The 23,341-nt window shown below is 37.1% G+C and carries 28 protein-coding genes; 9 read left to right on the plus strand and 19 right to left on the minus strand.

The genetic code is table 11. The features are described 5' to 3' along the window. Positions 1–12: 12 nt before the first annotated feature. The 15 genes from arsB to H561_RS0113185 form a co-directional block, all read right to left on the minus strand. Positions 13–1,044: an ACR3 family arsenite efflux transporter gene (arsB, locus tag H561_RS0113115; protein WP_027387432.1), complete on the minus strand. Its 1,032-nt coding sequence runs from the start codon at positions 1,042–1,044 to the stop codon at positions 13–15. A gap of 3 nt (positions 1,045–1,047) precedes the next feature. Further along, positions 1,048–1,659 carry an arsenate-mycothiol transferase ArsC gene (locus H561_RS0113120; RefSeq protein WP_027387433.1) on the minus strand — a complete coding sequence of 204 codons (612 nt, stop codon included), beginning with the start codon at positions 1,657–1,659 and terminating at the stop codon, positions 1,048–1,050. A gap of 21 nt (positions 1,660–1,680) precedes the next feature. Then, entirely contained in the window at positions 1,681–2,172 is a 492-nt protein-coding gene (locus H561_RS0113125) for a GNAT family N-acetyltransferase (protein WP_027387434.1), read from the minus strand. A gap of 10 nt (positions 2,173–2,182) precedes the next feature. Beyond that, positions 2,183–2,656 carry a DUF6428 family protein gene (locus tag H561_RS0113130; RefSeq protein WP_027387435.1) on the minus strand — a complete coding sequence of 158 codons (474 nt, stop codon included), beginning with the start codon at positions 2,654–2,656 and terminating at the stop codon, positions 2,183–2,185. A 55-nt stretch (positions 2,657–2,711) separates the two neighbouring features. Further along, on the minus strand, positions 2,712–3,038 hold the full coding sequence (locus tag H561_RS0113135; protein WP_027387436.1) for an ArsR/SmtB family transcription factor: 327 nt from the start codon (positions 3,036–3,038) through the stop codon (positions 2,712–2,714). 191 nt (positions 3,039–3,229) lie between these two features. Further along, a complete protein-coding gene (locus H561_RS23330) occupies positions 3,230–3,841 on the minus strand; it encodes a hypothetical protein (protein ID WP_051349378.1) in 612 nt (203 codons plus the stop codon). A gap of 22 nt (positions 3,842–3,863) precedes the next feature. Then, positions 3,864–5,012: a relaxase/mobilization nuclease domain-containing protein gene (locus tag H561_RS22470; RefSeq protein WP_027387437.1), complete on the minus strand. Its 1,149-nt coding sequence runs from the start codon at positions 5,010–5,012 to the stop codon at positions 3,864–3,866. Then, positions 5,005–5,454: a plasmid mobilization protein gene (locus H561_RS0113150; protein ID WP_027387438.1), complete on the minus strand. Its 450-nt coding sequence runs from the start codon at positions 5,452–5,454 to the stop codon at positions 5,005–5,007. Before H561_RS0113150 ends, H561_RS22470 begins: the two co-directional genes overlap by 8 nt. A gap of 147 nt (positions 5,455–5,601) precedes the next feature. Continuing rightward, the gene (locus tag H561_RS22475; protein ID WP_051190447.1) at positions 5,602–6,480 is read right to left on the minus strand and encodes a toprim domain-containing protein; all 879 of its coding nucleotides are present in this window, start codon (positions 6,478–6,480) and stop codon (positions 5,602–5,604) included. 266 nt (positions 6,481–6,746) lie between these two features. After that, complete coding sequence (locus H561_RS0113160) at positions 6,747–7,985, minus strand: primase-helicase family protein (RefSeq protein ID WP_027377086.1); 1,239 nt, start codon at positions 7,983–7,985, stop codon at positions 6,747–6,749. Between the two features lie 72 nt (positions 7,986–8,057). Further along, complete coding sequence (locus H561_RS0113165) at positions 8,058–8,336, minus strand: helix-turn-helix domain-containing protein (RefSeq protein ID WP_027377085.1); 279 nt, start codon at positions 8,334–8,336, stop codon at positions 8,058–8,060. Between the two features lie 76 nt (positions 8,337–8,412). Further along, the gene (locus H561_RS0113170; RefSeq protein ID WP_027377084.1) at positions 8,413–9,147 is read right to left on the minus strand and encodes a hypothetical protein; all 735 of its coding nucleotides are present in this window, start codon (positions 9,145–9,147) and stop codon (positions 8,413–8,415) included. Positions 9,148–9,162: 15 nt separating this feature from the next. Further along, entirely contained in the window at positions 9,163–10,404 is a 1,242-nt protein-coding gene (locus tag H561_RS0113175) for a tyrosine-type recombinase/integrase (RefSeq protein WP_027387439.1), read from the minus strand. A 260-nt stretch (positions 10,405–10,664) separates the two neighbouring features. Continuing rightward, positions 10,665–11,021 carry a hypothetical protein gene (locus H561_RS0113180; protein ID WP_027387440.1) on the minus strand — a complete coding sequence of 119 codons (357 nt, stop codon included), beginning with the start codon at positions 11,019–11,021 and terminating at the stop codon, positions 10,665–10,667. 170 nt (positions 11,022–11,191) lie between these two features. Beyond that, on the minus strand, positions 11,192–11,560 hold the full coding sequence (locus tag H561_RS0113185) for a winged helix-turn-helix transcriptional regulator (protein ID WP_051349380.1): 369 nt from the start codon (positions 11,558–11,560) through the stop codon (positions 11,192–11,194). Between the two features lie 92 nt (positions 11,561–11,652). Between H561_RS0113185 and H561_RS0113190 the strand changes: the two genes are divergently transcribed. The 4 genes from H561_RS0113190 to H561_RS0113210 all read left to right on the plus strand — a co-directional run bounded on the left by H561_RS0113190 (position 11,653) and on the right by H561_RS0113210 (position 13,816). Continuing rightward, a complete protein-coding gene (locus H561_RS0113190; RefSeq protein ID WP_027387442.1) occupies positions 11,653–12,255 on the plus strand; it encodes an FMN-dependent NADH-azoreductase in 603 nt (200 codons plus the stop codon). A gap of 190 nt (positions 12,256–12,445) precedes the next feature. Further along, positions 12,446–12,868 carry a hypothetical protein gene (locus tag H561_RS0113200; protein WP_027387443.1) on the plus strand — a complete coding sequence of 141 codons (423 nt, stop codon included), beginning with the start codon at positions 12,446–12,448 and terminating at the stop codon, positions 12,866–12,868. Between the two features lie 171 nt (positions 12,869–13,039). Then, positions 13,040–13,240, plus strand: a complete 201-nt coding sequence (locus H561_RS0113205) for a hypothetical protein (RefSeq protein ID WP_027387444.1) — start codon at positions 13,040–13,042, stop codon at positions 13,238–13,240. 276 nt (positions 13,241–13,516) lie between these two features. Continuing rightward, on the plus strand, positions 13,517–13,816 hold the full coding sequence (locus H561_RS0113210) for a helix-turn-helix domain-containing protein (RefSeq protein WP_027387445.1): 300 nt from the start codon (positions 13,517–13,519) through the stop codon (positions 13,814–13,816). A gap of 480 nt (positions 13,817–14,296) precedes the next feature. On the opposite strand, the gene H561_RS0113220 is transcribed toward H561_RS0113210, so the two are convergent. Continuing rightward, the gene (locus H561_RS0113220; RefSeq protein WP_027387446.1) at positions 14,297–14,815 is read right to left on the minus strand and encodes a thermonuclease family protein; all 519 of its coding nucleotides are present in this window, start codon (positions 14,813–14,815) and stop codon (positions 14,297–14,299) included. A 374-nt stretch (positions 14,816–15,189) separates the two neighbouring features. Between H561_RS0113220 and H561_RS0113225 the strand changes: the two genes are divergently transcribed. From H561_RS0113225 to pyk, 5 genes are read left to right on the plus strand one after another with little or no spacing between them, the layout of a single operon-like run. Continuing rightward, positions 15,190–15,429: an acyl carrier protein gene (locus tag H561_RS0113225; protein ID WP_002976354.1), complete on the plus strand. Its 240-nt coding sequence runs from the start codon at positions 15,190–15,192 to the stop codon at positions 15,427–15,429. A gap of 33 nt (positions 15,430–15,462) precedes the next feature. After that, a complete protein-coding gene (gene fabF, locus H561_RS0113230) occupies positions 15,463–16,707 on the plus strand; it encodes a beta-ketoacyl-ACP synthase II (RefSeq protein ID WP_027387447.1) in 1,245 nt (414 codons plus the stop codon). A gap of 9 nt (positions 16,708–16,716) precedes the next feature. Beyond that, positions 16,717–17,478, plus strand: coding sequence for a ribonuclease III (gene rnc / locus H561_RS0113235; RefSeq protein WP_027387448.1), 762 nt, complete (start codon positions 16,717–16,719; stop codon positions 17,476–17,478). Then, the gene (locus tag H561_RS0113240; RefSeq protein ID WP_027387449.1) at positions 17,456–17,929 is read left to right on the plus strand and encodes an IPExxxVDY family protein; all 474 of its coding nucleotides are present in this window, start codon (positions 17,456–17,458) and stop codon (positions 17,927–17,929) included. The genes rnc and H561_RS0113240 overlap by 23 nt, the downstream gene beginning before the upstream one ends. Beyond that, entirely contained in the window at positions 17,922–19,367 is a 1,446-nt protein-coding gene (pyk, locus tag H561_RS0113245; protein ID WP_027387450.1) for a pyruvate kinase, read from the plus strand. The genes H561_RS0113240 and pyk overlap by 8 nt, the downstream gene beginning before the upstream one ends. A gap of 149 nt (positions 19,368–19,516) precedes the next feature. On the opposite strand, the gene H561_RS0113250 is transcribed toward pyk, so the two are convergent. The 3 genes from H561_RS0113250 to hutI form a co-directional block, all read right to left on the minus strand. Next, positions 19,517–20,809 (minus strand): NAD-dependent succinate-semialdehyde dehydrogenase, encoded by a 1,293-nt coding sequence (locus H561_RS0113250; protein WP_051349382.1) that lies wholly within the window; start codon positions 20,807–20,809, stop codon positions 19,517–19,519. A gap of 123 nt (positions 20,810–20,932) precedes the next feature. Further along, positions 20,933–21,850, minus strand: coding sequence for a formimidoylglutamase (gene hutG, locus H561_RS0113255; protein ID WP_027387452.1), 918 nt, complete (start codon positions 21,848–21,850; stop codon positions 20,933–20,935). A gap of 35 nt (positions 21,851–21,885) precedes the next feature. Beyond that, the gene (gene hutI, locus H561_RS0113260; RefSeq protein ID WP_027387453.1) at positions 21,886–23,109 is read right to left on the minus strand and encodes an imidazolonepropionase; all 1,224 of its coding nucleotides are present in this window, start codon (positions 23,107–23,109) and stop codon (positions 21,886–21,888) included. Between the last annotated feature and the right edge of the window lie 232 nt (positions 23,110–23,341).

The following is a 23,341-nucleotide window of genomic DNA, read 5'->3' on the forward strand; positions in this document are numbered from 1 at the left end:
TAATAATGTTTTTCAGGGATAATACTTTTTCTTCAGCCATAAACTAACCCTAACCAACAAAATTAAAACAGGAACTTCCACAAGAGGCCCGATCACACCAACGAATGCTTGCGAAGAGTGAATTCCAAAAACCGCTATAGCTACAGCAATGGCTAATTCAAAATTGTTACCTGTTGCCGTAAAAGCGATCGATGCATTTTTGTCGTAAGGTACTTTCAATGCTTTACTAATGAAAAAACTGATGAAGAATGTAAGGACAAAGTAAATTACCAATGGGATGGCAACTTTAACAACGTCCAATGGCAGCTCTAAAATTTTATCGCCCTTCAAACTGAACATCAGTACTATGGTAAACAGCAATGCATACAATGTTACAGGTGAGATAGCCGGAATGAATTTTCTATTGAACCAGTCTTTTCCTTTTAATTTGATCAAGAAGTAACGACTTAAAAATCCTGTAATAAATGGTATTCCCAAATAAATGAATACACTTTCGGCAACATCTTTCATTGGCACAGCAACATTGAAATTTCCTAAGCCTAGTTTTTGTGGTAATACATTTATGAAAAGCCAAACATAGAAACTGTAGAACACCAATTGGAAAATACTGTTTAATGCAATAAGCAGAGCTGCGTACTCCCGATTACCTTTTGCCAGATCGTTCCAGACTATAACCATTGCAATACATCTAGCCAAACCGATCAGAATTAAACCGATCATATAATCAGGCTCATCCCGAAGAAAAATAATTGCCAATACGAACATCAAAATAGGGCTGATGATCCAATTTAGCAGTAGAGATACTGACATTACTTTCTTGTCTTTGAAAGCCATTGGTAGTAATGAATAATCCACTTTTGCTAACGGTGGATACATCATTAGAATCAAGCCTATGGCTAAAGGAATATTAGTTGTTCCGACAGACAAAGAATTGGTGACAGTAGAAATATTAGGAAAGAAATATCCCAAGCCAACACCCAAAAGCATTGCAAAAAAGATCCATAGGGTAAGAAAGCGGTCGAGGAATTTTAATTTTGCTTGCATCAATTAATTTTTAATCATAGAAAATACATAGAACATCTCATTTGCTATTTCTAAACTTCGTTCTGTATAAACCTCTGCTTGTTCGGGTGTATGATCTGATATTTTAGGGTCTTCGAACGTGATAGGGATTCTTTTTTCTGCGCCTGCAATAAAAGGGCAGCCTCCATCTGCTTGCGAACAAGTCATAACTGCTGCAAATCCGGAAGTCGGATTGAAAGGACTATCGTACTTTTTTGAAAACCCGATGATTGGTAAGGCGTTGTCATCGTACTTAATGGCATATACAGGATTGTTATCATCAGTAATTTTTAATATATTAAAACCCTGGTTCGCCAATGTCTCCGAAACTTTTGGGAACAATGCAGTTTCCTCTGTACCTCCTGAATAACAGTGCACTCCAGGAATATTAAAATAGGCTGATGCTGCCTGAGCCCAGATCTGCGCTAAATGGCTTCTGCGTGAATTGTGGGTACAAATGAAATTGATATCTACTTTTTGCTTATTGTCAACTTTTTGCTGAATAAACTCTATCAATGGTCTCAATGTGGTTTTACGTTCTTCATTGATGTTTTTTGTCTCTATTTTTTCGATAGTTTTTGTTAATGCTGAATACATAATTATTATTTTAAAAGATTATTAGTCTATTCCAATATTTTTACTCCTGCGTTCCATCAATACATTGTCCTTCCAGACACCGTCTTTTTTTCCTATTCTTTCCCTGTAGCCAACGATTCTGAAACCGCATTTGTTGTGTAATTTTATGCTATTGTGGTTTTCTGCAAATATGCCGGATTGTAAAGTCCATATCCCATTGGACTCACTCTGCTTAATCAATTCCTTCAGCAATATTTTACCGGTACCTTTTCCTCTTGCTTCCTTTGCAACATAAATGCTCACTTCTGCTACGCCCGAATAGACACATCTGCTGGAGACAGGAGATAATGCAGTCCAACCAAGCATTTCGTTATTCTCATATATACTGATCCTGCAGAAATCAAGGTGTCCTTTATCCCAATCTTGCCATATTGGCAAATCATTTTGAAAAGTGGCAATATTGGTAGCTAATCCCTGCCGATAGATTTCTAGCAACTCTGGAAAATTGTCTTTGGTAATCGGCTTTATTTCCATAGCAATTGAATTAGCAACATCCGGAATTTGGCGTACAAGAATTGTTTTGGTTTACACCAACTTTAATTAGATTCTTTTTTTCTTTTTCTGATGGGATGCCACAAGCGTCCTGTGCTAAACAAGCCGTCGTCTTATTTTTTAGAATAAATATTTTCCCATTGAATTCTAGATCATATTTTCCTATAGTATCACTTTGATATTCAACTTCAATATCAAAATCCTCGATTCCTAATTTATCCTCAGAAAGTTTGATAATGTTGAGTAATTTGTTAGGCTTCAGACGATGTTCAAAATCGTCTGCATTCCAAAGCTGAAAATTGACGACCTTCTCTGAACGGATGACACCGCCACAATCAATAAAGTTTTTATTGATCATTCCAACTTCTGTAACGTGAAAATGTTCAGGAACAAAAGCACCATTCTCTAATTGGAATTCAACATTTTCTAATATGGACAAAATTTGTTTTACTTCTGATAATTTCATAACTGAATCTTTATAGCTTAAATGCAATATTGCGATATGTTTTGATAAAAAAATACTAACAGCATTTTGATTTGGTAACATTTTGTATTATGGCGGAAAAATAAGTGTTTAGAATTTCGATGGTCTTTTCGTCTATACAATAGCAAATGGCGTTTCCGGAGATGTTTCCTTTTATGATCCCTGCATTTTTCAGTTCTTTCAAATGTTGGGAAACGGTTGGTTGAGCTAAAGGCAATTCGTTCACAATATCGCCGCAGATACACTCATTGACTTTCATCAAATACTCAATAATTGCTATTCGCGCAGGATGTCCTAATGCTTTTGCAATTGTTGCGATTTGATTTTGCTTATCTGTAAAATGTTCTGTTTTAGTAGCTCCCATAATTCCAAAAAATATTATATCGCAATATTACAATATAATATTTGCTTCGCAAAATATTTTTTAATAAATTGTCTAAAGAGAAGCTTAGAGATCCAATTCAAAAAGATTCAAATACTAGAAAATATATTCACCGAAGGTTTTTACCTTAATTTTAATCTCCAAAGTAATTTTCCAGCTAAGTGATAATTTCTTTAATGATTTTCCTTACTTGCGTTATATCCATCTTTAAACCTCAGAAAATCTTCCGCTTTTTTAGGATTGTTCTTGATCCATAATTGCATTATTTGAGTGTTTTCTCTCAAAATTGTTATCTCATTTTCATCGTAGATTTTTTTTCCTTCATCAGCAATTTCATTTAAAATATCTTGACGCAATTCACTTTTGGCTTTGATGCTTTCTTTGTACCAATTAGTTGCGAAATTAATGGAGACGATCAGTACTAAAACCGCAAAGACAAAAACTCCAATTCCGCTCCAAATAAATTTCTTCTTCCATCGTATATTCTTTCCAAAACCGTCCAAATAATCTTTAGTTTCTTTTGAAAGAACCATTTCTGTCTGCGTAGGAATACTGGCAAGAAATTCAGTCATTTTGGCTTGCACTAATTTGAAAAAGACCACAGTTTCATTATTGAGTGACTGTCCGTCTTCCAAGCAGATCTTTAAGTCATTCAATAGAGTCGTATGATCTTCAATGGCAAACTGCAGTTTGATATTTTGTTCAATATTTTCCATATTTGATTTGATCACGTTTTCTAAAAGTTCCATTCCGTTACTTTTAGATTCTTTATTTTCACTATCCATATTTATTGTTTTATATTTTTAATTATCTTCTTAATTTTCGCTTCTTTTTCCAGAGTGCATCTTCGTCCTGAGAAACATAGGTTGGATTAAGGAAGTCACTTATTAATCCGCCTGCAATATCTATTAAGCTTTCATTTGGGTCTGATTTCAGATGATTACTTGCATCATTATTTACACTATTTTGACTTAATGATTTTACCAGATCATCCAGACCAGAATCTATTGCTGACAGAGAGAACCCGACATTTTTCCGAAAAAAGAATCCGTTTTTCTCTTGACTATCACCAATTTTATTTATCCAGAAATCTTGAATTTCATTTTTTTGACCGGCTTTAAATTCTCCTTTGTATTGGATCTTTACAGAAATTCCTTTTTGTTGTATAATTTTTCGAAATCCCTCTATGTTGCCAGCGTCTTTTTGTGCTTCCTTGACCGCATTTTTCATTTCAAACAGAGATTTTATTTCAGAAATTTTCAGTTGATTTGAGATTTCAGATAATTTGTAACCAGCTTTATAAATCCTTTCGGTATGAAAATTTTTGTCTTTTTCCATCACAATTCGCATTCCCGAAATCCCGTCTTTGATATTTGAAGACAATTGAATTTCAAAACCTTTTTTATTCATTTCTGAGATCAGATCATCAAAATTATCTTTTGACCTAATAGCTTCGGTCAAGCTTTTCAGCATCTCAGCTTTTTTCTGAATTCCAATTTCTATATCAGTCAACAATCCTCTTTCCTTGCAAACTTCTCTGACAGCATCACCAAATCTCTTTCCGATATCGTGTGATTTCACAGTGCAATTTCCCGAAATATCAATCCTGTTTACGACAAAATGAATATGCTTATGTTTTGTACTATTGTGAATATCCAATCGGTACTGATTTTTGTTTGTCACTCCAATTTTATCTAAAGCTTTGGTGGCGATTTCTGCGAATTCTTCATCCTTCAATTTTCTACCAATTTCGTCCGGTTGAGAAATGTAGCCTGTCAATGCCCATTTCTTTACTTTGGTATTTCTTTCAGCTACAGTTTTCATTTCGTGAAATTGACCTTCAGCAGTGTCACTCAAAAGATAATTCGAAGCCACCATTTCTGATGTTCCTTTATCGTTTGCATTGTATTCCAAAGCAATTTTTGTAATGGATCTGGTGGTTGCTGAATTATTCATTTTTCTGAATTTTTGAATATAAATACTGATGAATCAATTCGATCAAATTTTCGATTTTCACTAAAATCTCCTTCTTGTTTTCGAAAACATTCCATTCCCGATTTCGTAAAAGATTGGTTATTTTTTTGAAATGAGTCCCATACTGCAGTAAGACTTCATCAGTTTGAAATTCATTGATTTTTAGTTCTTTTTCGAACAAAACATTTCGGATATAGGTTGATAATTTGAACGGATGTTTTTCTTGTTTTTGAATGAGAGTTTCGTATTCGGAATTGGTCATTCGTATTGAAATAACTTTATCAAGTTTTTTGTTTTCTTTAGTTTTCAAACCGCCTTTCCTACCTAGTTCCTGGAAATATTTTTTTCTCTTTTCCTGAGCAATCTTCGTTTCATTTTCTTTGGCAACTTCGTATATGAATTCTTGTAAAAAGTCTTTTTCCATTGTGTAAATTTTATTGTATTTAAAAACATTTCTGACGATAGGAAGAAATCAAAAATCCCAATTTTGCAATCAGCGGATACGCTTATTGTAAACTTTGGGTACTTTTTGCACTAACATACCACCACATTTTACCTTTGTTTATTTTACTCACCTTCGCCTTTGTTTCACTTGTCTTTCAGGTGATGGATTTTTGTGAATCATCCAGTCATTCAAATCTTTAAAATCTGAATATAAAACCCGACAATCTTCTGCGTTTTTGTTTTCATTTTTAATCATTTCAACCGCCAGATTTCCGGCTTCGTCATTGTCAAAATAAAGTTCAATATTTTCATAATTTCCTAATGAATTTTTAATATTGTGAATCATCGAAACGGAATTCAAAATGATATAATCAGAAGGTTCTTTTTCTAAAAAATTTTCTACATTTTTAAAGGAAATAAAATCAAAAAAACCTTCGAAAATTCGAAGCGATACCGAACCATTTTTAATGGTTGAAACACCTTTTTTACCCAAACAGATTTTAGAATATTTATTACGGATTTCATAACCGCCAGAATCGTTCTCGAATCCAATTCCGAAATAGTTTTTATCATTCATTCGGTAACGAATTTCGTGTAAGAACTGAGTTTGATTTCCAATTTTTCTTTCTCTTAAATATTCCAAAAGTGCAGGATGCTGGATTTCATTCACATCAAGTATCTCATAATTTTTACTCGGGTTTTCGAACTTCTGATCAGGAATGTTTTGCTTTTGAAAAGAAGAGAAATTCTGATCTTCTGCCCATACTAAAACTTCATTGACTGAAGCGTTCAGATATTTCTTCATAAAGTCGGTATTCGTTCCACCGATTCCTTCTGAAAATAAGTACCAATAGTTTATTCTTTTATTGATTTTAAAAGAGGCTTGGGATTCGTTGGCAAAGGGGTTGAGATACCAAGCTTCTTTTTCATTTTGTTTCGTAGGAAGGTGTCCGAGAGAAAGGAGGACTTCTTCCAACGATATGTTGTTAAATTGTTTGCAGTTCATTGTGTAAATTTTAATGTTTTTATTAATAGATAGTAGTTGTCCTGTCGATGAAAGGCGGATTAGTTTGTCTTCGACTAATTTTTGATGAATTGATGAGAAAGCCTTATAAAAAATTGAATTACAATACTTTATAACCTCATCAAAGTCTCATCATCTCATCAAAGTAGAAATATTCTTCTCATCAGTCTCACATCAAAAACCAAGGTTTAAAAGTTTGATGAGGTTTTTGATGAGATGTAACTAATTGATTTTATTTTCATTATCAATTAATTCATCATTTCATCAAATTTTTGAAGAATAAAATTTCTGTCTACTGTAAAATACCGTCCTGTTTTATTCTGTTGGTAAAAACTTCTACTGTAATCGATGTCGTATTTGATGTAAGCCAGTGAATTGTTCTGAGGTTCAAGTTTCCAGTTTTCTTTCAGGAGTTTTCGGACATCGTTTACCGTCCAATACTGTTTACTGAACATTTTAACCAGCATATTGAAAATATCCTGTGGAATAAAATTGATCTTGCTGTCTTCCGTACTCTCAAAAAACTCATATAAAAGTTCGACGATTTTAGATTCTAATTTGTTGTTATTTTTCCAAACCAATTTCTGAAGGGCTTTGGTTCTGATCTGGGAATCAGTGAACCACATCCTTGTCTCCTTACGGCTGTGAAAAGGTCTTTGAATTAAATATCTAAGAAAATAAGGGATTTCTTTATTTAAATTGTGTAGAAATTCAGTATTCTCCGTTTTAATCGATTTTACCTTGATGATCCAGAATCGTATCTCATTTTCATCAATCTGAATGAAGTTATCTTCATTATTGGAACAGAGAATAAATTTTCCAAAAAATTCCACTTCTTCACGATCTTTTCCTTTTGCCTCTTTCTTGTCTTTATCGGTAGTGGAAAGATATTTTAGTCGTTCCGTAATCTCCTTTTTGTCAAAGAATACTTCATCAATAGCAACGATCAACATTGATGTCCAATCCGAATTGAACTGACTGCTGAAAGAATCGCCTTTGATGTAAGTCATATTTAGTCCAAAAACGGATTTAAGCCATTTGATGAATGTAGATTTCCCGGTAGATCTTTCCTTGCTTACAAGACAAAGAATCGGGAGGATCTGTGTTGGATATTGCAGTAAGATCTTGATATAATCTAATCCTAGTTCCAACTGTTCTCCAAAAATATGCTCCATAAATCTAAGTGAAAATGGAATCTTCTCTTGTAGATATGTTTGCTCCGGTGTTTCTTTAATCGGCTGATAAGGAATCTCATTGTAAACATTATAGAATCCTTGGATAATTTGTTGGTATTGCAAATGGGATGGTATACAACAGAAACCATCATACTTAGGAACTTTTGAGACATATATCTTTCCGTGATCGCTGATAATGGTCTCACGATTCCATCGAGTCAATATTGAGATTTTATCACCTGAGATTAATGGTTTCTCAATAGTTTTATAGTAGGTTGTCCCTACTCTTAGATATGGGATTTTTTCGCTCATATTTTAAAGGTTTGATTCCGCACAGGAAATATTGAAGGGTGAATTAGAATGCTTGATAAATAAAGTCTCTATCTATCTTCTATACTTAAGTGATTTGACCTCGTTTAAAGCATCCATCAGATCAAAATGGTTGACCCTGTAGAATCTTCCTATTTGTTCTGCTTTAATGTTACCTTTTAAAATATGTGAGCGTACGGTTTGATAATCGAGTTTTAGAATTTCTGAACACTCTCTGATAGAGTATAGTTTCTTTTTCAACTCGATGTCAGGTTCTTTTTTGAGAGAATAGAGTAAGTCTTTCACTTCCCCTAATTCGTCGAGAATGGTTTGGAATGGATTTGTTGTCTGCATAATCTGATATTTATTTGCAGACAAAATTGTATGATTGGAATAACTAATGATGCAATTCTACTCAATTGCGTAAAGTTTAATACTTGATATTAAACAACTTAGATAATTCTTGATAGATAGTTTCCTCAAAATCATTAGGTTTCACAGTTATTGCCCGTGAAAATGTTCCTTTGTCAAAATTGGAATTATATTCGTTTTCCATAGCCTCAATAATAGTGGTGTCTTGAAAATCCGGATTAATAATATGATTGTCTTTTAAGAATCGGTGGATTCTGATGAAGGAAGATTTCTGATCTACGATTAGGTTGTGATTTTCATCTATGAATTTTTTACCCTTTAGAAAAGCAATGAAAATTTGCGAACTGTTTTCACCAATCATAATATCCGATAAGCGAATTTCTCTTTTTACTTTACCTTCTAAAGCAAAATATAGTAAAAGCGTAGTTTCAGCTCCATTCAAAAAATTGCCCTGTAATTTCATCAGGTTGCTTGAGCTTAAAATACTTAATGATTCTCTTCGATATTGCTCTAAACAATATTCGATTTTCTCTTCAAAGTTGTGATTTCGGGAAGCATCTATATTTTTGAAGTGGAAAGTGAAAAAGTTATCTAACTTTTCATATCGAATAAGAAACTCATTTCTTTTCTTATCAGTAAGACTGATTTGGCTGGATTTCTGTTTGGCTTTTTCAATTCTTTTTGACAACATCTTTGAAATTTTTTCACCTTTGATCCAGTAAAAAATCATCATAGGATAACCTACAAATTCTTCCCAAAAATTCCAACGTCCATAAAGTTTCTTTTGATCCATAATCTAAATTAATGATTATTTAAAAACTTCATTCATATAATTGATTTTATCTTCTTCGCTCGGTCGATAGTATGCATTGAAGACCTCCAGACTTGTATGACCTGTATAACTCATTATTACTTTATCCGGAACTCGTTTGTTCTTCATTATAGTGATGAAACTTCTTCTTGCAGTATGTGAGGAAATTCTTGTCCAAAATTCGGCTTTTTGGTCTACCAATTCATCACCATACTTCATTGTCTTCTTTATTTCATCAGTAAATTTTAATTCTTTAAATACCTCCTTAATATATTCGTTCATCTTCTGATTTGTAATGCTCGGCAAATTATAATCATATTTTTCAAGAATTGATTTAGATATACTATTTAAAGGAATTGCTAAATTTTTTGATTTGCTTTTTAAATCAATTACTCTAATAAAATTACCTTCAAGATCGCTCTTTGAGATTGTGCTATAATTACCGAACCTCATTCCTGTAGTGCAACCAAAAACAAATAGGTCACGAACTTTTTCCAATCTTTTATTTTTAGCAAGATCGTACTTGTAAATTAGTTCAACCTGTTCGTAGTTCAAAGCAATTTCGTCAGTAATAAATTTAGCAGGTTTCTTGAAAGCAATAAAATCGTTATTGTAAGTATATTTCCTATTTAAAGCCCAAAGCAAAAAAGTCTTTAGAAGACCAACATTTCTATGTACAGTATTCGCAGAATGCTTTTTTTCTTCAATACAATATTTAAGAAATTTGTTATAGAGCTTATCATCAAATTTTCCGAGAGTAACCTTTATTTTACTATTCTTCTCAAAATCTTCAAGTAAAGTTTTGTTACATTTATAACGTTTTAAAGTCGAATTTGAAATCGAATTTCCTGTATAATCATTTTCCTTCTCATCCAAAAATTCCTGATAAATTCTAAAAAAATCACTTTTTACAGTAATTTTCTTGAACTTTTCATCAAATCGTTGTTTAAGTATATCTACGGTAAGTTCTTCGCTTATATTTTTATAACGATTTACTATCTCAGTAAAAAAACTACTATACCTATCTAGTTGCATTTTCAGACTTCTATGAATTTCAGCTCGCTTAGTTCTCCCATTCAAATCGTTAGGTTGCCTATTTTCAAAGTCCCATTCAGAAGGCTTAATTTTTTCACCAGTAGAATAGATAAAATTCTTATTTTCACTGTTGAAAAAAGTACGGAAGTAAATGAGGGTTTCCTTAGTTTCACTAGGCTTCTTAAGTTTAAAAGTGTAATTCATTGGGTGCCAGTTTGGGTGCTACTTCTTCTATATTTAGATATAAAAACTAATTATATTCACATATACAAATATAGTTAAAATACTGAAAAATAGCACACTTACACATTTTAAGTTATGTTAAAATATGTAAGGTTCAAAAACCTCCAACTCCACTTAAAACAAAGAATCCTTCTCACAACTCTGAGACGGATTCTTTGTTTTTTTTAAATCCCGGCTGGCTTACGGTCATTCAGTCGGGAAACGCAGGATTAAATTAATAATCAGTTGCTGTCAATTAAAAGTTGCTCGAGTTCTTTTTCCTTAATCTGTTTTTGATCCTTATAATGCTCCAGGAACAGCTTTTTTATTTTTCCAAAAGGGACATCTTGTAAATTAACATCATAACAGTGTCCGCTCAAGCCTAATTCCCTGATCTGGATTTTTCCGTCAAACCCGTTAAATGATTCGGATTTCTGCCAGATTTCAATCTGAGATTCGATGTTCAAGATCTGATTATCTAATTCATGGGCTTGTTTAATATATTCTCTCTTCATAATTTCTAAAATTCTTCTATTTTGCTTCAAAAGATGTTCCATTTCTTCTTTTGAAACAGCCTGAGAAATCTTTTTAAATACCATACTATCCTTTGAAGATGCCGCAGCAATAGTTAGTCGTTGTAAATCGGTAAGAAATTCCGGATATCGCTGTCAGAACAGTAACTTAGAAGCCAAATCCAGCGATTTGTTTTTTTTATGTTTAAATACATTTCATAAAAAATCTCTCGCAGATTGTGGTGATTAAGCATATTTTATATATTTGAAACAATCCTTTTCTTATGATTCCTTCCCCATGTTCCGAGCATTGACACGATGTTTTTCAGGGTCTCCGCGTACTCTGTGGATTCATATTCCACCAATACAGGAATGCTTTCGGCATCCACCACTCTTTTCACCAGGCCATTCAGCTCCAATGCTTTCAGCTCATTGGATAAAACCCTCGGGGAAATCCCTTTGACCGCACGCTGAATCTCATTGAACCTTTTATGGCCGCTGACCAAGGCCACAATAATCCTGAGTTTCCATTTTCCTCCCAACACATACATAGAATCTTCCACGGCAGCAAGGTTGTCTGCACAGTCGATTTTTGTAAAGTTCAAACCGTCATTATTATTTTTCATACACTATCTTGAATGTTACTGCTATCCTTTGGTATACTGCTAACAAAAGAGAAGTAAATATAAATAAATTTGCAGGAACAAAAGTATTTAAAATGAAACACATACTGCACATCAGGTCGAGCCCGAAGACAATCCATTCCGCAAGCAGGAACCTGGGACAGAAGGTAATAGAACAGCTCCGGGAAAAATTTCCAGATTCTGAAATTAAAGAGCAGGATCTTGCCATTAAGCCGATCCCGCATCTGGATGAAACCCATATTGAAGCATTTTTTACGCCGTCTGACATCCGCACAAAAGCCCATAAAAATTCCCTGTTACTGTCGGATGAGTCGGTTCGTAATCTACAGGAAACGGATATTATTGTGATTGAGGCTCCCATGTACAACTGGAGTATCCCAAGTACGTTAAAAGCCTACTTCGACCAGATAGCCCGGGCTAAAATAACCTTTGAATATACCGGTCAGGGATTTTTACCCCAAGGCCTGTTAAAAGATAAAAAAGCCTACATCGTAACCTCATCGGGCGGAATCTATTCCCATGGTGAGTTGCAGCCCTACGATTTCGCAACAAATTATGTCAGTTTCTTCCTGAACCTGCTGGGTATCGAAGTGGTAAAGATTTTCCGGGTGGAAGGCCAGGCTGTTTTCGGACCCGAGGATGCTTTTCAGAAAGCTGTGGATACTATTGATATTTGATTTTTATCGACCGCTTAAAATCCTCATATTCTATGACCATTTAAGAATCCTAATCAGAAGATTATGCTATGATTAGAGCCCAGGGCTATCGTACTTATACCTAATACTTTAATTGGTCATTTCTACGCTATCCCACATGTCTTTTTCTTCTTTACTTTGAAATACAAAATAACCCACAAAAACCAATAACATGGAACAGACAGACAAAAGCTACAATGCAAATTCTTCAGGACAGGTACAACTAGGAGGAGGAGCCCAGTTCTGGGTGTATATTTCACCACAGAACGATACGGTTAAAATGATTACCCAATGGAAAGTAACCTTTTCACAGGGAAACTGGAGCGATATGATTTCAAGCGAAAACCCGACGCAGCAGATTAAAACACCCGGCCTTTCAGGGGTTTTTGATATTAAAGTAGAAATGCTGAGCGGTTCTACCGGAACATGGCGCGCCATTCCTGCCCAGCAAGGAAGCGAAAATAAAATCGGATGCAACGCCAACTGTGCTTCTATGGTAGGCATTGTTGCTGACAGCACTTCCCCGGCTCCGGGAGCGATCAATGCTCATTTCTGGACTACCTGGGATGCCTTCTGCAAGTCAGGCGCAGAGTAATCTGAACGACTTAAGAATTATTATACATTGCCGCGGTATTCTGTATAAGCCAGCTTGACGCTGACTGTTGCAGGATACCGCGGCAATGATGTTTAGGTAAAAAAAATTTAATTCCGGACTCTCTTCCGTTCAGTACTGTCGGAGGATCGATAAAGTTCAAGTTTCTATATTTTGGTACATCAGTTATTCCAGCGGGTTCCTATTGCCATTCTTTACGCTGTACGGATAGGAATAGGATGCATTACCTATTTGAATGATAACCTTCATATTTTAAGCCAGCCGATTATGGCTATTTCCCTCAAGAATTTCCGCACTGCTGTTGGAGTTTTAGAACAGTTTATTATGGCAGAACCTAATCTGCAGGTTTCATAAAGAATTTTCTTTTATTTGCTATCCAAAAGTCAAATTAGATAAAAATATATTGGTTAAAAACTAATTTCCCATCTCAATACTGAGCTTTTGTATGAATTAATACTCTTCTCCGACACAAAACGGGATACATTTATTAACCTTTTTTCGTAATTTTGTATATGCTTTTGTTTTAACCAAACAAACAAAGGTACAATTTATATATTTAAAAACAATAAAATATTTATTTAATTACAATAATTGATTGTTTTAATCTTTCAATCACAAAAACTACATACAATGAAAATTTATCAGAAACTCCGCGAGTACAGTAAGAGAAGAGGAGAAACCATGAAAGAAATTGCAGACGCGTATGGGGTTACCCCGCAGGCGATCCAGCTTTATTTTTCAGGGAAAAATGCCATCCCTCTTAGTTTCCTGGCATGGTATATCGAAAACCATCCGGATATTGACCTGTATGCTCTTTTCAGTAAGGAACAACAGACTATTGTTGCTGAACCTAATGCTGAATACCAGACGAAATCCAAAAAACGTGATGTGATTGACCGGATTGTCTCGATTCTGGAAAAAGAATTATAAGACCGGGGAGCATTTGCGACATTCGGGTAAAGATTAATGACTTTAGTTCTGCTCTACCTGGAAATGTCCGTACATAGTCCATTCTGCCGATTGTACTTATTTTTTAACGATGCGAGGTTTGCCTCTATAACAGTTACTGTATATGGCGGGAGTATCGTATTATTAATAGATGTTCATTGATGAATCAATGCCATTTAACAGATGTTAATCCTTATTAAGAATGGACAACGTTTTAATAATGCCGGTCGATATACCCGTTTTCTTTTGATGGAAAGTTTTATACCTAGGCCGCATTAAACCAGGTAAGCAAAGAAATGCGTCGAACCCGCTGATGAATCTACACAGATAATATCCTTCTCAGTGTATCAGCAATCTCATACCTGGTTTTCATTAAAATTCCGTAGGAACAGCATTTAAGAGACTTTTCCAGCTTTAATATAGTAATCAGTTTCATACACCGCTACCGGAAAAGCATGGAGATCACTTAACCGGTTTAGCATTTTTGCCTGTGCTTTTTACGGTCACCGTTTTCTTTTTTCTCTTCTCCTTCCTGAAGTCCCAGGGTGCCAGCGCCTTCGGATCTGCCCACAGGCCCAGTTTCTTGTGTTTAGCTTCATCCTGAAGTTTCTGCAGTTCCGTATTTTTCGACGCTTTAAAATACCACCATCCGAACCCGGCCCTGACGATTTCCTTGGAAAGGTATTTATCATTGTCATAAAATATTCCCGCAACGGAACGTCCGTACCGGTCTTTTCCCACCCTGTAGAATGTAACGTTTTTTCCAAAAACCTGTGTACCGGTAAAGGCTTTGGCGTTCTTTCCGAAGGCCTGGCTGCTCTCGGGGCAATCGACTTCAGCCAGCCTCAGGGTCTCCTGAGTATTGCCGGCCAGCAAAATCACCACGGTATCCCCGTCTTTTATGCTGATGACCTTTCCTTTGGCCTGTGAAAAAACGGAAAAAGAAATAAAAAACAAAACAATAGAAACAAACTTTTTCATTACTTTAAAGCAAATATATAAACGTTAAACATCGGCACAGAACCTTCATGACCGGAAGATCTCAAAAACTATTATTAAGTTTACTCCCGTTCATGAATGTATAATTATTCGTCAGGCCCTCTACATGCCAAAGGCCTGCCAAAATCCCTTTAAGTACAAGCATGCAGGTTTACTTCCTTATATAACGTTATGCCAAGAATAAAATTTATTTCAGCCATCTGTAAAGCGGTAAAATATAAATCGTTGAAAACTAAAACACTAAAGTACCTGCCGATAAAATAAGTACCTATGCGCCACAAAAAAGACTAAAAAAATGTTTTATCGTAAAGAATTTTATATATTTGCAGCATCTAACAATAAAAAAATAATTTACTATGTCAGACATTGCATCAAGAGTAAAAGCTATCATCGCTGATAAGCTTGACGTTGAAGAAACTGAAGTGACTCCTGAAGCTAGCTTCACAAACGATTTGGGAGCAGATTCATTGGATACAGTTGAATTGATCATGGAATTTGAAAAAGAATTCAACATTCAAATCCCTGATGATCAGGCTGAAAAAATTACTACTGTAGGTCACGCTATCGCTTATATCGAAGAAGTAGTAAATAAATAATATTCTTCAACAAAAGAAAATTAAACAAAGTTTATGGAATTGAAAAGAGTAGTTGTAACCGGTTTTGGAGCAATAACGCCGATTGGGAATAATGCAAAAGAATACTGGGAAAACCTTTTAAAAGGTGAGAGCGGTGCCGCTCCGATTACTCTTTTTGATGCCACAAACTTTAAAACAAAATTCGCCTGCGAAGTAAAGAATTTCGATCCGTTGCAGCATTTCGACAAGAAAGAAGCTAAAAAAATGGACAGGAATACACAGCTTGGCATGGTGGCTGCCAGAGAAGCAGTGGCACACTCGGGAATTATTGCAGACAATGTAGATAAAAACAGAGTCGGCGTAATCTGGGGTTCCGGAATCGGAGGACTGGAAACATTTGAAACTGAAGTCCTGGGATGGGCCAACACGGAAATTCCGAGGTTCAACCCGTTCTTTATCCCAAAAATGATTGCCGATATTACCCCTGGTCATATCTCTATTGAATATGGATTCCACGGACCGAATTACACAACGGTTTCTGCCTGTGCGTCTTCAGCCAATGCCCTTATTGATGCCAAAATGCTGATCCAGCTCGGAAAAGCAGATGTCATTGTATGCGGAGGTTCTGAAGCAGCCGTAACAGCAAGCGGGGTTGGCGGATTCAATGCCATGATGGCACTTTCTACAAGAAATGATGATCCTACAACGGCTTCAAGGCCTTTTGACAAAGACCGAGACGGATTTGTCCTGGGTGAAGGAGCAGGATGCATTATCCTTGAAGAATATGAGCATGCGGTAAAACGTGGTGCAACAATTTATGCAGAATTAAAAGGCGGAGGTCTGAGTGCGGATGCACACCATATGACCGCTCCTCACCCTGAAGGGCTAGGCGCTTATCTGGTAATGAAGAACTGTTTGGAAGACGCAGGATTAACTGCTGATGAAGTAGACCACATAAACATGCATGGTACCTCTACTCCATTAGGAGACATTGCAGAATCCAATGCCATTTCAAAATTACTGGGAGAGCATGCTTTCAATATTCAGATTAATTCTACAAAATCAATGACCGGCCACCTTCTGGGTGCTGCAGGAGTTATTGAGGCAATTGCTGTATTAGGAACTATTATTCATGGTATCGTTCCTCCTACCATCAACCATTTTACTGATGATGAAAATATCGACAGAAGACTGAACTTCACGTTCAACGAAGCTGCGAAAAAAGATGTAAAAGTAGCCATGAGCAATACTTTCGGGTTTGGCGGGCACAATGCCTGCGTTCTATTTACGAAAATCTAATTTTACTGAATGGAGTTACAGAAATACTTTTCTAAATTCCTTCTCAAACAAAGAAAAAGAAAATTAACGGAGAGAGATTATTTTCTCAGTACCCGGCTCCATAAGATCCTTGGTACCGAGGTACAAAATATTGCGCTCTACCGTGAAGCTTTTTCTGTGAAAAGCTCTTCTAAAAATAAAGACAGCAATTATGAAAGGCTGGAATTTTTAGGAGATTCTGTTTTGGGTACCGTTATTTCCTGCCATCTGTTTCATACCTATCCTCAGGCCAATGAAGGATACCTGACACAGATGAAATCCAAGATTGTCAACAGGAAAAACCTCAATAAGTTAGGAGAAGACCTGAAACTCACCGATCTGCTGCAAAAGCAGAATTCCGTTGCTTTAGGGGAAAATATCTCCGGAAATTTATTTGAAGCCTTAATTGGCGCTATTTATCTTGACTTCCAATATGAAACCTGTAAAAGGATTATTCTGGAACGGCTTCTGACGGCTACCGAGATCAATAAGCTTGAAAATAAAATTGTAAGTTACAAAGGCCTTCTGCTTGAATGGAGCCAAAAGAAAAAGCTGAACATTAAATATGAAACCTGTGAAGAAATACAGGTCAACAAATCGATTGTGTTCCGCTGCCATGTCTGGCTGGGAGAAGAAAAAATAGCCAACGCTACGGAAACTTCCAAGAAGAAAGCAGAAGAAAAAGCAGCCCAGAGGGCATTTTATATTTTAAACAAAAAAGAAAACATCCTTGGAAATCCAAAAACTTTATGATCTTGATGATATAGAATCTGATGATATTACCATAGGACTGGTAAGATTGGCAAAACATATCCCTGACCATGAGTTTTTCTTTACCGTAAACCAGAAAAACGGCCTTAATTTCAGACGGATTGATGATCTCGTCTTTGAAGGAGCGCATTATCATTATCATTTTTCAAGGTTTGAAACTTATGATAAGTTTACCAAGACCTGCTTTACTTTTATTTCAAACCGGTCCTTTGAAAGTAGGCAAAAAAAAACACACACAGAACTCTTCCTACAAGAAGATAACATTAAATTTTTATTAAATAATCAGGTAGAAGTGCAATATATTTTGCACAGTTCGGAACAGTTTCCTGATTTTTCCGTAATTTTGCTCCCTGAAAATCTTGTGTTTCCGATTCAAGATTATATATTAAGTTCTGAAGAAGAACTTTATCAAATTATCCAGTATTATGAATAAGTATTTAAAGAAGACAAAAATTATCGCGACACTTGGTCCGGCTTCATCATCGAAGGAAGTAATGTTAGGGTTAATGAAAGCAGGTGTTGATATTTTCAGAATCAACTTTTCCCATGCAGACTATGACTTAGTTCGATCCAATATTAGCATCATCAGAGAACTCAACAAAGAATACGGTTTTTCTGTAGGGATCCTCGGTGACCTTCAGGGCCCGAAACTGAGAGTAGGTGTAGTAAAGGAGGGTTCTTACCTTAATCCTGGAGACATTCTTACCTTTACCAACGAAAAAATAGAAGGAGATTCCACCAGAGTCTATATGACTTACCAACAGTTCCCACAGGACGTGAAAGTAGGAGAGAAAATCCTTATTGATGACGGAAAGCTGATGCTTGAAGTTATCGAAACAAACGAAATTGATACGGTAAAAGCCAAAACCATTCAGGGAGGGCCTTTAAGCTCTAAAAAAGGAGTTAACCTTCCGAATACCAATGTTTCCCTGCCTGCCTTAACGGAAAAAGACATTCAGGATGCGAATTTCATGCTTGACCATGATGTAGACTGGATCGCGCTTTCTTTCGTGCGTCATGCCCAGGACATCATTGACCTTAAAGAATTAATTTCAAAACATCCCAACGGAAAATTCAAGACGCCGATTATTGCGAAAATCGAGAAGCCTGAAGGGGTAAAAAATATCGAGGAAATCTTATTGGAGTGCGACGGCCTGATGGTTGCGCGTGGAGACTTAGGAGTTGAGGTTCCGATGGAAGAAGTTCCTGCGATCCAGAAGACACTGGTTGAAAAAGCAAGGTTCTACTCCAAGCCGGTGATCATTGCCACACAGATGATGGAAACGATGATCAACAGCTTAACGCCAACGAGAGCGGAAGTGAATGACGTAGCGAACTCCGTACTTGACGGTGCTGATGCAGTGATGCTTTCCGGGGAAACTTCTGTAGGAAGATATCCTGTCCAGGTGGTTGAAAACATGACCAAGATCGTTAAAAACATTGAAACGACCCATTTCTACCAGCATAAAAACGAACCGATTGAAAAAGACTTCAACTGCATCGATGAAAGGTTTATTACCAACAGGGTATGCCTTGCAGCGGTAAGAATTGCCAAAACCACCAATGTAGCGGCTATCGTTACCCTGACCAGCTCCGGATATACTGCATTCCAGCTGGCCGCCCACCGACCGAATTCCCATATTATCGTATTTAGCGGAAACAGAAGGGTCATTACCATGCTGAACCTGCTGTGGGGCGTTCATGCTTTTTATTATGACATGAAGAAATCTACTGATGAAACGATTATTCAGGTAAATATGCTGACGCATAACTACGGATATATTGAAGCCGGAGATTTTGTTATCAACATCAATGCTACTCCATCTTACGAAGGCGGAAAAACAAATACGCTGAGACTGACTACTGTTTAATTTAAACATCAGCTTTATCAATAAAACAACTCCCGGAAGAATTTCCAGGAGTTGTTTTATATTTATATAAGAGGCTTTACTTAATTCAATAATAAACTTTATACATTTTACATAGTACTTGATACATTATACTAAAAATCAATACTAATTTAATTCCCCACAATGGTTCTTGCCGTTACAAACTCCTTTAAGGCTAATAAGGAGAGCTCCGTTCCGTAGCCTGAAGTCTTGGTGCCTCCGAAAGGGAAACGCGGATCAGAACTCGTCATCCTGTTGATATTTACCGTTCCGGATTCCAGGTTCTCAATAAAGAATAACTGGCGCGCCCTGTCTTTTGTCCATACCGAATTGGAAAGCCCGAAAGGGATATCATTGGCCAGCTGTACAGCTTCTTCGTCATTTTTTGCAATCATAACCATTCCCAGCGGACCGAAAAGTTCTTCCTGTAGAATAGGATTTCCCTCCTGCACCCTGATCAGTCCAGGCTTGAATTCATTACCGGAAATCCTTTCCAGCGGGATTATGATTTCGGCTCCGTTCTCCAAAGCCTTCTTAAATTGTTTTTCCAGGTCATCTGCCAGGTCCGGCCGGGCCATTCCGGCAATCCTGGTTTCTTTATCCATCGGATCGGCAGGAATGTATTTTTTATATTCTTCTATGAATTTAGGAAGGAAGGTATCCTCGATTTTCTCATCAATAATAAATCTTTTGGCAGCCACACAGGTCTGCCCGCAGTTTTGAAGCCTTGCCAGCGCCCCTACTCTAGCCGCTTCGTCAAGGTTTGCATCATCCAGCACAATAAAAGCATCGCTTCCTCCCAATTCCAGCAATGACTTTTTGATATTCTGTCCCGCAATGGAAGCTACCTCAGCGCCTGCTCTTTCACTTCCCGTTAAGCTTACGCCCGCAACAACTTTATGTTCCAAAACTTCTTTTACATCCTGATGACCTATTTCAAGATTCTGGAAAACCCCTTCTGGAAAACCGGCTTCCAACAGGACATCCTCAATGGCATTCCCGCTTCCGAAACAGATTGAAGCATGCTTAAGCACCACCGTGTTGCCCGCTAAAATTGCCGGGACGGCAAACCGTAATACCTGCCAGAAAGGAAAATTCCACGGCATAATGCCTAAAATTACGCCTTTCGGGACATACTGAATTTCAGAATAACTATATTCTGAATCCACTTTTTCAGGCTTTAAACTGTTTTCTGCATCCGCATAATAATTCATCATCAGGGCACATTTCTCCACTTCAGCGATCGATTGTGAAATCGGTTTGTTCATTTCCGAGGTAATGACCTTCCCGAATTTTTCAGCATTGGTTTTTAATATTTCCGCTGCTTTGGCAATATACTTCTGACGGTCTTCAAACGGTACATTTTTCCATTCTCTAAATGTTTTACCGGCCCTGATTAATTTATTTTCAATTGATTGTTCCATAATGTATGATCTGTTTAATTTCAGATGGTGTGATGAATATAGTGGCGCCTTTAAAGCACCGGAAAAGCAGCAAATTCTGTTCCCTGCACTGCGCTCAAATAATGATTTTATCTATAGATACCATCAGGCCATAAACCATTCATTGATAAGCGTTGCCGCCAACCTGGAAGTACGGTCCTGGATATCATACGCAGGATTGACTTCCGCTACATCCAAAGCCAGAAGTTTTCTGCTTTTTAAAATATGCCTATAAAAATGCATGAAGGCAGCATCTGCAAAAATCCCGTTGTATGCCGCCGCCGATACCCCGGGCGCTATCGAAGCGTTGAAAACGTCCATGCAGACGGTAAGGTAAAGATAATCTACACTTTCGAGCAGATCATCGATACGCTGATAAACGGAAGGAAGGTTTTCAAAGAAGATTTCATCGGCCAGAATATATTTCATCCGGTACTGATGGGCGGTATCAAACAGCTTCAGGGTATTTGAATTCCTCTGAATCCCGATATGCAGTGAATTTATTTCCCCTTCCTGGGCAATCTGCCAGAAACCCGTCCCGGAACTTGTCCCTGCACTTTCAGGCTGGCGGTTGTCAAAATGGGCATCAATATTGATGATCCCGATTTTCTGTTCTGGGAAAGCCGTTTTTACGCCTAAGTAATGGGCATAGGTAACTTCATGCCCACCTCCGAGAACTACTGATTTCCCGCCTTTCAGCAGGACTTTGGAAACCCTTTTGGCGAGCTCATGCTGGGTATTCTCTAGATTTCCTTCAGGACATACAATATTTCCGAAATCCAGCAGTGAAAAATCGGGAAGGATCACCGGGAAATTAGCCATATTTTTCCTGATAAGATCCGGAGCCTCTTTAGCACCCTGCCTTCCTCTGTTCCTGCGGACCCCTTCATCCACGGCAAATCCGTGCAGGACAAAATCATCCATAGAGATGGCATCATAATTACGTTCTTCTCTTACCCTCTGAAATATTCTGTGGAAAAGAAGTTCTTCCCCGTCTAATCTTCCCTGCCAAATGTTTTTCATTATTAGTATGTGTATGTGATAAAGTGTTGGTTATTTTAAATTATATTTCCGTTAATATAAATATGCTCTGCTCTAAGGCTTCCCTGGTGATAAAGAATATTCTGGAAATTATCGGTTTTAAAAGTAACAAAATCCGCTTTCAACCCTTCTTCCAGTTTCCCTCTGTCTTCCAATCCGAGCGCAAACGCAGAACGGAACGTGATTCCCGCCAATACTTCAGCGGTGGTGAGTTTTTCAAATGTAGCTAAAACGGAAGCCTGGGTGATCAGGTTTCCCATCGGTGCCGATCCCGGGTTCCAGTCGCTGGCAATCGCTAGAATGGCTCCTGCATCCAATAATTTCCTTGCTGGAGTAAACTTTTCGCCCAATCCCAGGCTGGCACCCGGCAAAGCAGTCGCCACCGTATCAGATTTCGCCAGAAACTCAATATCTTCATCAATAGTTGCTTCCAGATGATCAGCAGATTTCGCGCCAACCTCCACTGCTATTCTTGAGCTTCCCGGTGTAAACTGATCGGCATGAACCGTAATTTCAAAACCTAAATCTTTAGTTTTAAGCAAAAATTCACGGCTTTCTTCCGGCTGAAAGGCTGATTTCTCAATAAAGATATCGACCCGTTTAGACAGATCCTCTTCTTTTACTTTAGGTAAAATCTCAGTCAGGATATATTGCAAATATGTCTGATTATCTTCTGTGAAATCCTTTGGTTTCAGGTGGGCTGAAAGACAGGTCGGCACCAAAGTCGCCTGGGTCTGTGCCTGGGCTTTTTTAATGGTACGGAGCATTTTCAGCTCATTTTCAACATCCAGGCCGTACCCACTTTTCACTTCAACCGTTGTAATCCCGAGAGAGATTAAGAAATCTATCCTTTCAAGGAGCGTCGATAATAATTCTTCTTCCGAAGCACTTCTGGTATGCTGAACGGAGCTCCAGATCCCTCCCCCGCTTTCGGCGATTTCCAGATAGGTCTTTCCCGCATTACGCATGGCAAAGTCATTCGCACGGTTACCGCCAAAACAAATGTGAGTGTGTGAATCGGTGAACGCAGGAAGAACAATCTGCTCACCTTTCACAGATTCAATTTCGATATCCTGATGTTCAGATTTTAAGGCTTCAAAAATTCCGGTTTTGTGAATTTTACCATTATTAACAACAATTCCGCCATCAGCAATAATATTGATCTGCTTATCAGAAATCTTTCCTCTTAACGGAAGATGGGCAAGGGTTACAACCTGCCTGAAAGGACCTATAAGTTTCATGTATTGGGTTTAAGCTATAATTATTCAGATAAATATACCGGGTGCTTCAGAATGCCGGATTATATTCAAATGCATTGCTGCAGTAATCCGGATACAGACAGAAGCTCAATACATTCTTATCTTTAAATTTTCTCTCTCAAAAATACTCAAAATATCTGTTGTTCTCAAATCTTAATTTTTCCGTAATCTCAACCTCAATTTTTCCTATCTTTACGGTAAATGAAATTGAATT

The organism is Chryseobacterium gregarium DSM 19109 (assembly GCF_000430845.1).
GTDB classification, from domain to species: domain Bacteria; phylum Bacteroidota; class Bacteroidia; order Flavobacteriales; family Weeksellaceae; genus Chryseobacterium; species Chryseobacterium gregarium.